This window comes from Saccharopolyspora sp. MMCC62, assembly GCF_057736575.1.
In genome coordinates, this window is the sequence record NZ_JBYKCM010000002.1 from 18206 (window position 1) to 33235 (window position 15030).

Here is a 15030-nt window from a genome sequence, read left to right on the forward strand (position 1 = left end):
GGCCCTGCGGGGATTCCCCCCACGAAGGAGGAATCGTCGGCACATCGCGGCGGAACCCGATTCCGCCGTTCGAGGAAGTGCGATCCCGGTGGCCCACCGCCCGGGAACCCGCGGCCGAGCGAGCCGGACCTGCACGACCTGCTCAGACCACCGCCTGCACCGCCGTGTGCCCGAGCAGCGCCGCGCCCACCGACGCCAGCACGCTGATCGCGATGTTCAACCCCGCGTAGAAGTACGCGCGGTCCTCCGCGAGCCGCACGGTCTCGTAACCGAACGTGCTGTACGTCGTCAGCGCGCCGCAGAACCCGACACCGACCAGCTCCGAGACCAGCGGCGGTAACGCCCCGCCCGCCCCGGCGAGACCACCGAGCACCATCGAACCCAGCACGTTCACCGTCAGCGTCCCCCACGGGAAAAGCGTGTCGTGCCGGGACTGCACCGCGCGGTCCGTGAGGTAGCGCAGCGGGGCACCGATCATCGCCCCGAGGAACACCAGTGCCACCGTCACGCCCGCTCGCTCCCCCGGTAGACGATGGTCTCGACCTCGTCGAGCACCACCGCGCCATCGCCGATCAGCCCGTCCAGCTGCGGCAGGAAATCGCGCACCTTCTGCTCCGAGTCCACGATCACCACCAGCACCGGCAGGTCCTCCGCCAAGTCCAGCAACCGCGTCGTGTGCACCCGGGACGACAACCCGTAGCCCTCCACGCCGCGCAGCACGGTCGCCCCGGCCAGGCCCGCGTCCCGGGCCCGCTTGACGATCTCGTGGTAGAGCGGTTTGTGATGCCACCGGTCGTCGGCACCGAGGAATATGGACATCCGCAAGGCCATCTCAGCCCACCTCCCTGACCACGGCCCACCGGGTCAACGCCACGCCGAGCAGCACCGCGAACAGCGCGCACAGCAACGTTCCCGCCAGGTAGGCCCCCGCGACCAGCGCGCTCCCCGGAGCCAGCAGCGCGCCGAACTCCACCGCATAGGTGGAAAAAGTGGTGAACCCGCCGAGCACGCCGACGCCGAAGAACGGCCGCACCAGCGGATGCGCCGTCCACACCTCGGTGATCAGCACCATCAGCACGCCGATGAGCAGGCAACCCAGCACGTTGATCGAGAACGTCCCCCACGGGAACCGCCCCGGCTCGGTCGGCAGCAGCAGCCCCACGCCGTAGCGGGAGATCGCGCCCAGCCCGCCACCGAGGGCGATGACCAGCAGGACCGCACCTCTGGTGCGGGAGAGTTCGCGCCGTTGCGCGGGAATCCGGGTGTCCACGTCCGGATCGATGACGTCGTCGGGGTTCGCCATGCACGCCTCCTACCGGCATCGGACGCACGCGTCCGGTCCGATAGGGACCGTTGGCGGCGTCGTGCCGCGGTTCTCCGACCTTCGGAGCGGCGAGCCCCACCACCGCTGCGCACGATGGTACCTGCCCGCAGGCCCGGTCAGCTCCCGGTCGACGGCGGGACGAACCCCGATTCGAACGCTCGGATCACGGCCTGCGTGCGGTCCCGCGCGCCGAGCTTGGCCAGCACGTTCCCCACGTGCGTCTTCACCGTCTGCACCCCGACGAACAACCGCTGCGCGATCTCGCCGTTGGACAGGCCCGCCGCCATCAGCCGCAGCACCTCCGCCTCCCGCGCGCTCAGCCCGGCCCCGTCGAGCCCGCCCGAGCCGGTCGCACCGCGGTGCGCGGCGAGACGCCGGATCGCGGCCGGGAACAGCAGCGAATCGCCCGCGGCGACCGTGCGCACGGCGGCGACGATCTGCTCCGGCCCGGCCCGCTTGAGCAGGAAACCGCTGGCTCCGGCGCGCAGTGCGTCGTACACGTGGTCGTCGTTCTCGAACGTCGTCAGCACGACCACCTTCGGCGGCCCGTCCGCGGCGACCAGGTGTTCGGTGGCCCTGATGCCGTCCACCGCGGGCATCCGCACGTCCATCAGCACCACGTCGGGCTTCGCCCGGCGCACCTGGTCCGGCACGTCGGCGCCGTCGGCGGCCTCACCGACCACGGCGATGTCCGGTTCGGAGTCCAGGATCGCGCGCAGCCCCGAGCGGATCAGCGGCTCGTCGTCCACCAGCAGGACGCCGATGAGGCCTCCGGTCATGCGCCCTCCAGCGGAATCCGCACCGCTACCTCCCACTCGTCCCCGCTCGGCCCCGCCGCGAACTCCCCGCGCAGCAGTTCCACGCGCTCGGCGATGCCGACCAGGCCGCGCCCGCCGCGCGCGACGGCGCGCGAGCGGGATTCGCCGCGCGGGTTGCGCACCCGCACGCGCAGCGACCCGTCCGCCACCTCGACGCGCAGGACGACCGGCACCTTGCCCGCGTGGCGCAGCACGTTCGTCAAGCTCTCCTGCACGATCCGGAACGCGGCGGCGGACGGCTCCGCCCCGACGGCCCCCAGGTCACCGCGCAGTTCGGCGTCCACCTCGATCCCGGCGTGCTCGGTCGCGGCCAGCAGCGCGGGCAACCGGGCGAGGCCCGCCTCCTCGTGCGGCGCCTCGTCCCGCAGCAAGCCGAGCACGTGGTCGAGGTCCTCCAGCGCGGCGCGGGCCGAATCCTCGATCGCCAGCAACGCCGCCTCCGCACCGTCGCGATCGCGGTCCAGCACGCGGCGCGCGGCCCCCGCCTGCACCGAGACGACGCTGAGCGCGTGCCCGACCGAATCGTGCAGCTCGCGGGCCAGCAGGTCGCGCTCCACGAGCCGCTCGGCCCGCCGCTGCAACCGCGCGATCCGCTCCCCCGCGGGGACGCCGAGCAGCACCGCCGCGGCCCGCCCGAACAGCGCACCGGTGCCCGCGACCACGCACACCAGCGCCAGCAGCGCCGCCGACGCCGCGGCGGGCAGCCACGCGCCGGCCCACCCGGCGGGCACCGGCACCATCCCCCCGGGGCCCAGCCCGAACTCGCCGGTGAACGGGGCGGTCCACGCCAGCACGAACACCACCGGCAGCACCAGGCTCGCCGCGCTCACCAGCCCGCCGACGAGGGCGTGCGCCACGAACAGCGCGCTCATCCGCAGCCGCACCGCCGGTTCCGCCGCGTCCGCCTCCGGCGCCGGGTCGTCGAGCAGCACCCGCACCGCCGTCCCCTCCAGCACCCGCACCGCGGGCACGGCGGAGACGGCCACCGTCGCCGCGAGGGTCAGCGCGGTCCCGATGGCGAACGCCGTGCCGAGACCTGTCACGACCGGCACCGCGGCCGGGACGGCCACCGCCGCGAACACCAGCGGCGGCACCAGCATCGCCCCGCCGAACACCAGGTACGCCCAGCGCCGGTAGGTCGAACCGCGCAGCACCGGCCCGAGCGTCCACTGCCTCATCCGCTGATCCTCACCCGTGCGTCACCGGCCGCGCAGGCAGCCGAGGCCGGTGAGTCCGAACAGCAACCCACCGGTCAGGAACACCGGCTCGTAGACCACCGTGGCGAACCTGGCCATCGGGTCCAGGTCCGCCACGGCGAGCCGCCCGGACGCCAGTGCCAGCCAGTCGACGACCGAGGGCGCCGCGTGCACCACCAGCAGCGCCGCGGACCCCCAGACCGCGGCGTGCAGCAGCCACCTCGGCACCCGGCGCCCCCAGGGCCGCACCGGCGCCAGCGCCACCGCCACCGCGACCGCGCACAGCGGGATCGCCACGATGTCGATGACCAGCAGCGGGAGGTTCGAGGTCACGGACGTTCCCGGTGGCAGGCCGATCGTGCCGCCCGCCAGCCAGTGCACGTGCACGAGACCGAACAGCGCCGCCCAGGCCGCCGCTCCGTGCGCGGCGGCGGTGCCCCACCGCCGCTGCTCACCACGTTCCTCCGCCATGCCAAGAGAATCGTCCCGCGCGCCCGTCCTCCGACTCCCCCGCCAGAGGGAATCGGCTCCCGCCCGGGAGTGATCGCTACGCCGCGCTCCCGGCTGCCCGGTGACCGGCGGGCCGGGCCCGGGGGAGCCGCGCGCGAGGCCGCCGTGCCAGGCTTCGGGGACCGGACCGGACGACCCGACAGGAGCAGCGGCCGTGAGCAGCCAGCGCAAGACCCGTGCGTTCGAGAAGCGGATGTCGGAGGTGCTCGGCATCCGCCCGAACCAGGTCGAGTCCGTGTTCCGCGGCGCCCGGCCCACCTCGATCCGGGTGAACCGGCTGCTGGACGAGGAGCGCTACCGGGAGACGCTGGAGTTCGTGCGGGCCGAGGCGCCCGGGCTGATCCCGGTGGACTGGTGCGAGCACTCGTTCTTCTGGCCGGACAACGACGGTTTCGACGAGGTGCTGCCGCTCGCCCACGAAGGCCGGGTGTACCTGCAGAACGCGGCGAGCCTGATCCCGCCGGTGGCGCTGGACGCGCAGCCCGGGGACTCGGTGCTCGACGTCGCCGCCGCCCCCGGTGGGAAGGCGTTCCACATCGCGGCGCGCACCGGCAACGAGGGCGAGCTGTGGCTGAACGACTCGGCCCCGCCGCGGGCCGCGAAGCTCGCGGAGCTGGCCGAGCTCTACGGGGTGCGGTACGCGGAGCTGACCACGCACAACGCGCAGTACATCGACAAGTCGGTGCCCGCGGAGCGGTTCGACCGGATCCTGCTGGACGTGCAGTGCTCCGGGGAGGGCCGGGTGAACCTGCGCAAGTCCGACGCGCTGCGCTTCTGGTCGGAGGAGCGGATCGAGAAGTACAAGCACCTGCAGACGAAGATGTGCGACGCGGCGTACAAGCTGCTGAAGCCGGGCGGGACGCTGGTGTACTCGACGTGCACGTTGAGCCCGGAGGAGGACGAGTTCCCGGTGCACAAGGTGCTGCGCAGGCACTCCGACCTGTCGGTGGCGCCGCTCGGGTTCAGCGAGGAGGAGTTCCTGCCGGGCCTGGGTTCCTGGCGGGGCGAGAAGTTCGACCAGGGCCTGCGGCACGCGGTGCGGGTGCGGCCCTCGGACGTCTTCGAGGGGTTCTTCGTGGCGAAGCTGGTCAAGGACCCGTCCTGACGACGACCGATCGTGTAATGGCGAACGCCTGTTCGACCCCGTAATCATGGAAGAGGCCCGGAGTTCCGCAGCTCACAACGAGCCGCGGGAACCCCGCACCGGGCCGGACCGACTGTGTGCACGGGTGGCCTGATCGCGGCCACCGGAGTTCCGCGAGAGGGTGCCCGATGTCCCCGACGACGACCCAGCCGACCGGACCGCCCGCCGGATCGGCGCCGACCGCCCCGTCCCGGCAGGTCGAGCTGTCCGTGCGCGGCATGACCTGCGCCGCCTGCGCGACCCGGGTGGAGCGCAAGCTCAACAAGCTCGACGGCGTGCGGGCCGCCGTGAACTACGCGACGGCCGTCGCCACCGTCGAGCTCTCCGCCGGACGCGGGGCCGAGGACGAGGTCGAGCGGCTGATCGGCACCGTGCGCGGAGCCGGCTACGACGCGGAACCGGTGCCCCCACCGGACGCAGAGCCCGAACCCGCCGCGAACGGGTCCGCGCCGGACCGGGTGCGGGACCTGTGGCGGCGGATGCTGGTCGCGGTGGTGCTGTTCGTTCCGCTGTGCGACCTGTCGATCCTGTTCACGGTGGTGCCGCAGTCCCGCTTCCCCGGCTGGCAGTGGCTGCTGGTGGCGTTGACGCTGCCGGTCGCGGGCTGGGCCGCGTGGCCGTTCCACCGGGCCGCGCTGCGCGGCGCCCGGCGCGGCGCGTCCTCGATGGACACCCTGGTGTCGCTGGGCGTCACCGCCGCCGTCGGCTGGTCGCTGTACGCGATGTTCGCCCGGCCCGACCCGGTCGGCGAACCCGGCTGGTGGCTGCTGCTGAACCCGCAGGGCGCGCTGTACCTGGAGGTCGCGGCGGGCGTGACCGCGTTCGTGCTGGCCGGCCGCTACTTCGAGGCGCGGGCGCAGCGGCGGGCCGGGGACGCGCTGCATGCGCTGGCCGCGCTGCGGGCCAAGGACGTGACCGTGCTGCTCGACGACGGTTCCCAGCAGGAGGTCCCGGCGGCGGAACTCCGCACCGGGCAGCGGTTCCTGGTGCGGCCCGGCGGGACCGTCGCCACCGACGGGATCGTCGAGGACGGTCGCGGTGCGCTGGATCGCAGCGCCATGACCGGCGAATCCGCGCCGGTCGAGGTCGGTGCCGGGGACGACGTGCTCGGCGGCACGACGGTGCTCGACGGGCGGCTCGTGGTGCGGGCCACCCAGGTCGGGGCGGACACCCGGCTCGGGGCCATGCTGCGGCTGGTGTCCGAGGCCCAGTCCGGCAAGGCCGCCGTGCAGCGGCTGGCGGACCGGATCTCCGCGTACTTCGTGCCCGCCGTGCTGGCCGGATCGGCGCTGACCCTGCTGGCCTGGCTGCTGTGGACCGGCGACCCGGACCGCGCGTTCACGGCGGCGCTGGCGGTGCTGGTGATCGCCTGCCCGTGCGCGCTGGGCCTGGCCACGCCCACGGCGCTGATGGTCGCGTCCGGGCGCGGCGCCACGCTGGGCATCTTCATCAAGGGCTACCAGGCGCTGGAGTCGACCCGCGACGTGGACACCGTGGTGCTGGACAAGACCGGCACCGTCACCGAGGGCCGGATGTCGGTGGTGGAGCTGCACGTCCTGCCGGAGCACGACCGGGCCGGGGTGCTGCGCCGGGCGGGCGCGGTCGAGGACGCCTCGGAGCACGCGGTGGCCGCCGCGATCACCGCGTTCGCCCGCACCGAAGCGGATTCCCGCGCGGTGGGCGCCGACGGCGGAGGTGCCGGAGCGACCGATACCGGCGGGACCGATACCGGAGCACCGTCCGAAAAGGACAGTACGGCGGTCCGGTTCCCCGCGGTCCACTCGTTCGCGGCCCGGCCAGGACTCGGCGCGCACGGCGTCGTCGAGGACCGCGACGTCCTCATCGGCCGCCGCGCGCTGTTCGACGAACGGGATTGGGACGTGCCCGCCGGGCTCGACCGGCTCCGCGAGAGCTGGGAGGCGCAGGGCCGCACCGCGGTGCTCTGTGGCGAGGACGGCGCGGCCGTCGCCGTGTTCGCGCTGGCCGACGCGGTGAAACCCACCGCCGCGCGGGCTGTCGCCGAACTGCACCGGCTCGGGCTGCGCACCATCCTGCTCACCGGCGACAACGCCACGACCGGCCGGGCGGTGGCCGACGAGGTCGGCATCGAACGCGTCATCTCCGAAGTGCTGCCCGACGAGAAGGCCGGAGTGGTGCGCGGTCTCCGCACCGAAGGCCACGTCGTCGCGGTGATCGGCGACGGCGTGAACGACGCCCCCGCACTGGCCACCGCCGACCTCGGGCTGGCCGTCGCGACCGGCACCGACATCGCCATCGACGCCGCCGACCTGATCCTGGTCCGGGACGACCTGACGGTCGCACCGGACGCGATCCGGCTGGCGCGGGCCACGTTGCGCACGATCCGCGGGAACCTGCTGTGGGCCTTCGGCTACAACCTCGCCGCGCTGCCGCTGGCCGCGCTGGGGCTGCTCAACCCGCTCATCGCGGGCGCCACGATGGCGCTGTCCTCGTTCTTCGTGGTGTCCAACAGCCTGCGGCTGCGGCGCTTCACCGGGCTGCGCACCGACTAGCGGCGACGCGCGCGACCGGGCCGCACCAGCACCGGCCGACGGCCCGGTCGCGCGCCCACGCCCGAATCTCCGCGTCGAGCGTGGGACGCGCATCCGGTTCGTCCTCGTACCGGACCCGCCACTCCCGCATCGCCGCGAGCTCCAGGTCCGGGTGGAAGTGGCCGACACCCACGACGAACCCGACGGCCCGGGTACGGCGAGATCATCCCGTCCAGCAGGGCACCGGCCGCGTTCCGGCACGCCGTCGGGAACGACCGCTCGGCGCCGCCCGGACCGATCAGGACCTGCGGCGGGATCTCCACCAGCGGGGCCAGTGCGAGCCGCTCGTCGCGGGAGGCGTGCCGGTGCGGATCGGCCGCCACCTCCGCCAGCGGTTCCCGCAGCTGGTCGACGCAGCACAGCACGGCCCGCTCCCAGTGGCTGCCGGTGCGGTGCTGCGCCGGATCGTCCAGCAGGGCGAGCACTTCCCGGTAGAGCTCCACCACGCCGCTCGTCGCCACGTCCAGGTCGAGCAGCGCGCAGCCGTGCACGAACCAGGCCAATGCCCGGCCACGGGCCCGCTCCGGCTCCGCGCGGTCCCGCCGCGCGTCGAGACCGCGCAGCTCCTCGACGCGCAGCCGCACTCCACGTGGTCGCACGCCCGCCGAGGATAGGGGCTCGTCCAGGTCCGGTCCCCCGAATCCCGTTGCCGGTCGGGGCAGGTTCGCGGACCCTCCGTCAGCGGCGTTCCGCCAGCTTCGCCAACATCGCGTTGTAGGCCGCGAGCTCGTCGTCCCCGGACCGGTCGGCGCGGCGCGCCACCCGCGTGTCGTGCCGGTTCCACTGGGTCAGCAGCGCGATCAGCACCACCACCAGCGGCGCCTCCCCCGCCGCCCACGCGATGCCGCCGCCGAGCTTCTGGTCCGCGAGCAGGTCGTGCGCCCACGGCAGGTCGAGGGTCCGGTAGAAGTTCTGCGCGATCACGTCGTTCATGCCCATCACGATCACGCCGAAGAACGCGTGGAACGGCATCACCGCGAACACCATGCCCAGCCGCCCCAGGTGCGGCAGCGGCTTCGGCGCCGGATCGACCCCGATCACCGTCCAGTAGTACAGGTAGCCGATGAGGACGAAGTGGACGTTCATCAACTCGTGCGCCCAGTGCTCGGACATCGCGTTCTCGAACAACGGCGTGAAGTACAAGGCGTAGAACGAACCCACGAACAGCACCGTCGCGATCCCCGGATGCGCCACCGCTCGCGCCACCGGCGAGTGCACCACCGCCAGCAGCACCTCCCTGGCACCGTGCGGATTCCCCCGGCCCGCGGTCGGCAACGCCCGCAGCGCCAACGTGATCGGACCACCCAGCACGAGCAGCACCGGCGCCAGCATGTTCAGCACCATGTGCACCAGCATGTGCACGCTGAACACCCCGGACGAGTAGACGCCCAGCCCGGAGGACGTCGCGACCAGCACCGTCGCGCAGCCGAGCAGCCACGCCGCCGTGCGCCCGGCAGGCCACCGGTCCCCGCGCCGGCGCAACCGGCGCACCCCCGCCACGTACAGCGCCGCCAGCACCACCACGGCGAGGCCCAGGACCAGGTCGAAGCGCCAGGTGCCCAGGAATCCCCAGGCGCTCGGCGGGCCCGGCAGGTCGTAGCCGAGGATCACCTCCGAGGAGCTCGCCTCGCGGTCCAGCATGTTCGGCGGCGGCGTCTGCGCCATGCCCATCGACACCCCGACCGACACCAGCATGATCACCAGCTCGGCGGACAGCAGCGCCACCGGCGCCGCGAACCGGCGCCGCACCCAGCTCCCGCAAGCGCCGAGCAGCGCCAGCAGCACGATCTTCGCGAGCACCAGCGCACCGAACCCGGTCCGCCCCAGGTCGGACAGCGGCATCAGCACCAGCACGTCCACCAGGCCGGACGCCGCCAGCACCAGCCAGCTCACCCCGGCGAACCGGCGGTACCTGCGCAGCACCAGCTCGCGGTGCGCGCCACCGCGCCGCAGGTGCGCGATCACCGCCGCGAGCAGCCCCAGCCACAGCGCCGCCGCCAGCACGTGCAGCACGATCGCGTTGGTCCCGAAGTCGTGCCCCGCGTTCGACGCCGAATGGCCCACCACCGCGGGCGGCAGCAGCCCGAACGCGGCGAGCGCCACCAGACCCAGCGCGGGCCGCCAGCGCAAGGTCATCCGCGCGCTGATCGCCACCACCAGCGCGACGCCCGCGGTGATCGCCCACGCGGTCGGCTCGTACAGGGCGCTGAACAACCCGGTGAACGCATCCGGGGGCAGCACGCGGCGCAGCGGATGGCCGGTCCCGTCCGCCATCTCGAACGGCATCATCAGCACCGCCGCGACCGCCCACACCCACGCCGCCGCACCCGCCGCGCGCACCGCGGCGAACCCGTCCGGCGCGATGCCGCCGGACTCCCGCGGCGAGGTGAAGAACGCGGCGAACGCCAACGCCCCCAGCGTGATCGCGGCGGCCGAGTCCGCCACCAGCCGCACCAGCCCGATCCCGATCCGCACCACCACGCCCGGATCGGACAACCCGAGCAGCGCGTAGCCGGATTCGCCGAGGAACACGGCGACGAACGCGGACACCAGCGCCGCGACGCTCGCGCCCGCGATCCACGGCAGGCGGTGCGGGGGCTGCGAACCGGGTGGTGCCACTGCGTTCGTCCTCGTGCTCGGCGTCCGGCGGCGGACGGCGGCCCGCCCCGGGAACGGGCCGCTGCCCGTTCCCCGACTGGTCGCGCACCCCGCTGCCCGAGTTCCGCGCACCCGCTGTGACCTCACTCGCACCCGGCTCCGGCGGAGTGAACGGACCGTTCGTCCGATCCCGCTGGACGAACGGTCCGTTCACCCACCCCGGTTCCCGAGTGAACGGACCCTTCGCCCAATCCCGCTGGACCAACGGTCCGCTCACCCACCCCGGACCCGAGTGAACGGACCCTTCGCCCAATCCCGCTGGACCAACGGTCCGCTCACCCACCCCGAACCCGAGTGAACGGACCCCTCGCCCAATCCCACTGGACCAACGGTCCGCTCACCCGCGCCCGTCGGGTTCGGCGAACGGGGCAGCGGGCACCTCCGTCCGCTCCCACATCGTGGAGGGGGATGTCACAGCGGGAACCGAGCACGATGATCAGGCGACTAGTGGATCGACCGAAGCGGCTGAGGACAGGAGCGGCGATGGCCACGGATCCAGGTCTCGCGGAGCAGCAGGCGCCGGAATCACCCGGTGCGGAGGCGGCGCGGCCGGCGGACCCGCCCGCGTGGGCGGTGCTGCGGCCGCTGGTGCTGCGCCTGCACTTCTACGCGGGTGTGTTCATCGCACCGTTCCTGGTGGTGGCCGCGCTGACCGGCCTGGTGTACGTGTTCACACCGCAGCTGGAGGAGGCCGTCTACGCCCGGGAGCTGCACGTGCCCGCCGCGTCGGCGGTGCACCCGCTGTCGGAGCAGGTCGCGACGGCCCGCGGCGTGCGCCCGAGCGAGCGGGTGCAGGCGGTGCGCCCGGGCGCGACCGGCACCGACACCACCCAAGTGATCTTCGCGGCGCCGGACCTCCCGGAGAGCTACGTGCGCACCGTCTTCGTCGACCCGCACACGCTGGAGGTGCGCGGCGACCTGGTCACCTACGGTTCGGGCCAGGCGCTGCCGCTGCGCGCATGGATCGACAACCTGCACCGGGGCCTGCACCTGGGCGATGCGGGCCGGCTCTACAGCGAGCTGGCGGCGAGCTGGTTGTGGCTGGTGGTGCTGGGCGGGGTGGCGCTGTGGATCGGCCGCACCCGCCGCGAACGGCGCGCCCGGCTGCTGCTGGCGCCGGAGTTCCGCCCGGCCGGGCGCAGGCGAGTGCTGTCCTGGCACGGGGCGGTCGGGTTGTGGGCGGCGCTCGGGCTGCTGTTCCTGTCCGCGACCGGCCTGACCTGGTCGGTGCACGCGGGCGAAAACGTGACCGCGGTGCGCGAGCAGCTGTCCTGGGAGACCCCGGCGGTGTCGACCGCGCTGCCGTCGCACGCCGCGCGGGACGTGGGCATCGATCGGGTGCACGTCGCGGCTCTGGAGGCAGGCCTGGACGGGCCGGTGGAGATCACGGCGCCCGCCGACCCGGGTTCCGCCTACACCGTGCAGCAGGTGCAGCGCAGCTGGCCGACGAAGCAGGACCAGGTGGCGGTGGACCCGTCGACCGGATCGATCACCGAGACGATCCGGTTCGCCGACTACCCGCTGATGGCGAAGCTGTCCCGCTGGGGCATCGACGCGCACATGGGGCTGCTGTTCGGGCTGGCGAACCAGCTGGTGCTGGCGGCGCTGATGCTCGGCCTGCTCTCGATGATCTTCTGGGGCTACCGGATGTGGTGGCTGCGCAGGCCCACCCGCGGCGGCGGCCGGGTCGGCCGGGTGCCGGAGCGCGGGGCGTGGCGGCGCGTCCCCGGGCGGATCATGGCGCCGATCATCGTGGTGGCCGCGTTCGTCGCGTACGCGCTGCCGCTGCTGGGCGCTTCGCTGCTGCTGTTCCTCGTCGTCGACATGGTGCTGGGCGCGCGCGCCCGGCGGAGCCCGGGAGTCTGATCGTGGTCGAATCGCTGCTGCTGAGCTGGGTCCTGACGGTGGTGTTCGCGGTGACGGCGGTGTGGTGCGCGATCAGCGCCACCCGGCCGGGCCTGCGGCCGAGCGATCGGCTGAGTTCGGCGAGCCACTTGGCGATGAGCCTGCTGATGATCGCGATGGTGTGGCCGTGGGGCATGGGGGTGCCGGCCACCCCGCAGCTGGTGCTGTTCGCGGCGACCGCGGTGTGGTTCGCGGCGCTCGCGGTGCTGCGGGTCCCGTGCGCGCACGGGTACGGCTCGCCGCGGCTGGCGCACGGGCACCACGCGGTGATGTCGGCGGCGATGGTGTGGATGGTGGCGGCGATGCCGCTGCTCATGCTGGGCGCGCACGATTCCGGGGGCGGCGGGCACCATCACGCGGCGGGGGCTCCCGCGTCCGGGGTGCTGGCCGCGCCCGCGGCCGCCGCGGCGCCCCCGGCACCGGTGGTGCTGGTGTCGGCGGTGCTGGGCGCGTTCCTGGTGCTGTCCTCGGTGGCGTGGATCTCGACGGCGGTGGACGCGGCGCGGCACAACCTGAACACCGCCGACTCCACCGGAACCCCGCCCGACCCGCACGCGACCCGGCTGGCCTGGGACGCGGCCTGCCACGGCGCGATGAGCATCGGCATGGGAGCCATGCTCCTGGCGATGCTCTGAAACCGTCGGCTCGGATCGCCGAGGGGGTGGGGTGGCGGAACCGCACTGCCTGTTCTCGCTGCTGCTGCCGCGTAGTGCTCGGGTGGCGGAACCTCAGCGGCGGTGCCGGTGTCTCGGGTGGTCGTCGGCTCAGCGGCGTCGCCGCTGGCAGGAAACCGACAAGAGCCGTCGGGCAGGTTCAGCGACAGGCAGTCAGCGGTCTTCTCGGTGCGGGATCGATTTCACCGCTCCGCCACAGGAGAAATCGCTGTCCTCGCGAGGGGACCGCTGAGAACGCTGCGAACCCGCTGCGGTGCCGGTGGCGTGGGTGGCGTCAGCTCAGCGACTCCGCCGCTGACGGGGAAGGCACCGGCGGCGCGGTTCCCGTCGTCCGTCGCGGAGTGGGTAGCAGTCGCGCGGCCTCCCTCGGGGAGTCCTCGGTGCTTAGCGTGGGTTCATCGGCCCGGCACCGGGCCGTCCACTGTGGATCACCAACTGCGAGGGGGACCCCGTGTCCGTCTGGTTCATCACCGGAATCTCCCGCGGCCTCGGCCGGGAACTGGCCGAAGCCGCGCTGCGCCACGGCCACACCGTCGTCGGCACCACCCGCACCGGCGACTCCGATCTCGACGCGGCGGACGGCCGGCTGCACACCGTGCCGCTCGACGTCACCGACCCGGAGCAGGCCGCGACCGCCGTCGCCGCCGCGCACCGCATCACCGGGCACCTGGACGTCGTCGTGAACAACGCGGGCTACGGGCTGCTCGGCGCCGTCGAGGAGGCCTCGGCGGACGAGGCGCGGCACGTGTTCGAGGTGAACTTCTTCGGCGCGCTCCGCGTGATGCAGGCTGCGCTGCCGGTGCTGCGCGCGCAGCGGTCCGGGCACCTCGTCAACGTCTCGTCCATCGCCGGTCTCGCCCCGGGCGCCGGTTCGGGGCTGTACGCGGGCGCGAAGGCCGCGCTCGGCGCGACGTCCGAGGCGCTCGCGAAGGAGGTGGCGCCGCTCGGCGTCCGCGTGACCGTCGTCGAGCCCGGCCAGTTCCGCACCGACTTCCTCACCGAGCGCTCCCGGCGCGGCACCGCCACCGCGCTCGACGACTACGCCGACACCCGCGCCGCGGTCACCGCGATGCAGGGCACGGACGGAGCGCAGGCGGGGGACCCGGCGCGCGCGGCCGAGGTGATCCTCGATGCCGTCGCCGCCCCGGAGCCGCCGATGCACCTGGTGCTCGGTGCCGACGCCGTCGGCCGGACCCGCACCAACGTGGAACGCCTCCTCGGCGACGTGCGGCGGTGGGAGGAGGCCTCCGCCGCCACCGCATTCCCCTCCTGATCCGGCGTAGCGTCGGCCGGTGCCCCGCCGACCGGTGGGACACCGGCCGGACTCGGAGGATTCGCGTGGTCGTTCCGCTGCCCGACTCGTTCCGCCGCACCGCGGTGCAGGCGGGAGACGTCCGCATCAACACCGTCGTCGCGGGGGACGGCCCGCCGGTGCTGCTGCTGCACGGCTACCCGCAGACCCACCTCATCTGGCACCGGGTCGCGCCGCTGCTGGCCGCGCGGCACACGGTCGTGCTCACCGACCTGCGCGGCTACGGGGACAGCGGCAAACCCGCGGGCGGCCCGGGGCACGAGGCGTACGCGAAGCGGGCGATGGCCGCCGACCAGGTGCGGGTGATGCGGGAGCTCGGTTTCGACCGGTTCGCCGTCGCCGGGCACGACCGCGGCGGGCGGGTCGCGCACCGGCTGGCGCTGGACCACCCGGCGGCGGTGCGGGCGCTCGCCGTGCTCGACATCGTGCCGACGCGGCACGCCTTCCGGCACGTGGACAAGGCGTTCGCGGAGGGCTACTTCCACTGGTTCTTCCTCACCGCGGGCGGCGGCGTCCCCGAGCACCTCATCGGCGGCGATCCGGACTTCTGGGTCCGTACCAGGATGAACTCGCGGCACAGCGGCGGGGCGGCGTTCGACCCGGCCGCGGTCGACGAGTACGTGCGCTGCTTCGCGGATCCGGCGGCGATCCACGCGTCCTGCGAGGACTACCGGGCGGCGGCCACCGTGGACCTGGAGCACGACGAGGAGGACGCGCGGCGCGGCAACCGGATCGAGGTGCCGCTGCTGGCGATGTGGGGCGAGCACGGTTTCGTGGGACGCCACTACGACGTGCCCGCGGTGTGGCGGGAGTACGCCTCCGACGTGCGCGCGCTGCCGCTGCCCACCGACCACTACGTCCCGGAGGAGGCTCCGGAGCGGACGGCCGCGGCCCTGGACGAGTTCATCAGCGGCTGAGC

General features: G+C 73.8%; 14 protein-coding genes. 6 read left to right on the forward strand and 8 right to left on the reverse strand.

Annotated elements, in window-relative coordinates:
* Positions 1–142: 142 nt before the first annotated feature.
* The 6 genes from AC29IT_RS04250 to AC29IT_RS04275 all read right to left on the reverse strand — a co-directional run bounded on the left by AC29IT_RS04250 (position 143) and on the right by AC29IT_RS04275 (position 3809).
* Entirely contained in the window at positions 143–508 is a 366-nt protein-coding gene (locus AC29IT_RS04250; RefSeq protein ID WP_358442276.1) for a fluoride efflux transporter FluC, read from the reverse strand.
* Positions 505–831 carry a DUF190 domain-containing protein gene (locus tag AC29IT_RS04255; protein ID WP_258343465.1) on the reverse strand — a complete coding sequence of 109 codons (327 nt, stop codon included), beginning with the start codon at positions 829–831 and terminating at the stop codon, positions 505–507. The genes AC29IT_RS04250 and AC29IT_RS04255 overlap by 4 nt, the downstream gene beginning before the upstream one ends.
* 1 nt (position 832) lies before the next feature.
* Positions 833–1303, reverse strand: coding sequence for a fluoride efflux transporter CrcB (gene crcB / locus AC29IT_RS04260; protein ID WP_358442272.1), 471 nt, complete (start codon positions 1301–1303; stop codon positions 833–835).
* 137 nt (positions 1304–1440) lie between these two features.
* Positions 1441–2103, reverse strand: coding sequence for a response regulator (locus tag AC29IT_RS04265; protein ID WP_488217933.1), 663 nt, complete (start codon positions 2101–2103; stop codon positions 1441–1443).
* The gene (locus AC29IT_RS04270) at positions 2100–3320 is read right to left on the reverse strand and encodes a sensor histidine kinase (protein ID WP_358442267.1); all 1221 of its coding nucleotides are present in this window, start codon (positions 3318–3320) and stop codon (positions 2100–2102) included. Before AC29IT_RS04270 ends, AC29IT_RS04265 begins: the two co-directional genes overlap by 4 nt.
* Positions 3321–3341: 21 nt before the next feature.
* Entirely contained in the window at positions 3342–3809 is a 468-nt protein-coding gene (locus tag AC29IT_RS04275; protein WP_488217934.1) for a DUF3995 domain-containing protein, read from the reverse strand.
* A 193-nt stretch (positions 3810–4002) separates the two neighbouring features.
* Between AC29IT_RS04275 and AC29IT_RS04280 the strand changes: the two genes are divergently transcribed.
* Together AC29IT_RS04280 and AC29IT_RS04285 are read left to right on the forward strand one after the other, a co-directional pair.
* A complete protein-coding gene (locus tag AC29IT_RS04280; RefSeq protein ID WP_358442261.1) occupies positions 4003–4953 on the forward strand; it encodes an RsmB/NOP family class I SAM-dependent RNA methyltransferase in 951 nt (316 codons plus the stop codon).
* A gap of 167 nt (positions 4954–5120) precedes the next feature.
* Positions 5121–7523: a heavy metal translocating P-type ATPase gene (locus AC29IT_RS04285; protein ID WP_488217935.1), complete on the forward strand. Its 2403-nt coding sequence runs from the start codon at positions 5121–5123 to the stop codon at positions 7521–7523.
* On the opposite strand, the gene AC29IT_RS04290 is transcribed toward AC29IT_RS04285, so the two are convergent.
* Both AC29IT_RS04290 and AC29IT_RS04295 read right to left on the reverse strand, forming a co-directional pair.
* Entirely contained in the window at positions 7520–8161 is a 642-nt protein-coding gene (locus AC29IT_RS04290; protein ID WP_488217936.1) for a hypothetical protein, read from the reverse strand. The genes AC29IT_RS04285 and AC29IT_RS04290 overlap by 4 nt on opposite strands.
* 79 nt (positions 8162–8240) lie before the next feature.
* Complete coding sequence (locus AC29IT_RS04295; RefSeq protein ID WP_488217937.1) at positions 8241–10181, reverse strand: bifunctional copper resistance protein CopD/cytochrome c oxidase assembly protein; 1941 nt, start codon at positions 10179–10181, stop codon at positions 8241–8243.
* 522 nt (positions 10182–10703) lie between these two features.
* Between AC29IT_RS04295 and AC29IT_RS04300 the strand changes: the two genes are divergently transcribed.
* From AC29IT_RS04300 to AC29IT_RS04315, 4 genes are all read left to right on the forward strand, one after another.
* A complete protein-coding gene (locus tag AC29IT_RS04300; protein ID WP_488217938.1) occupies positions 10704–12086 on the forward strand; it encodes a PepSY-associated TM helix domain-containing protein in 1383 nt (460 codons plus the stop codon).
* A gap of 2 nt (positions 12087–12088) precedes the next feature.
* On the forward strand, positions 12089–12760 hold the full coding sequence (locus tag AC29IT_RS04305) for a DUF5134 domain-containing protein (protein WP_488217939.1): 672 nt from the start codon (positions 12089–12091) through the stop codon (positions 12758–12760).
* Between the two features lie 490 nt (positions 12761–13250).
* The gene (locus AC29IT_RS04310) at positions 13251–14072 is read left to right on the forward strand and encodes an oxidoreductase (protein ID WP_358446904.1); all 822 of its coding nucleotides are present in this window, start codon (positions 13251–13253) and stop codon (positions 14070–14072) included.
* Positions 14073–14137: 65 nt separating this feature from the next.
* Positions 14138–15028, forward strand: a complete 891-nt coding sequence (locus AC29IT_RS04315) for an alpha/beta fold hydrolase (protein ID WP_488217940.1) — start codon at positions 14138–14140, stop codon at positions 15026–15028.
* The last annotated feature ends 2 nt before the right edge of the window (positions 15029–15030 follow it).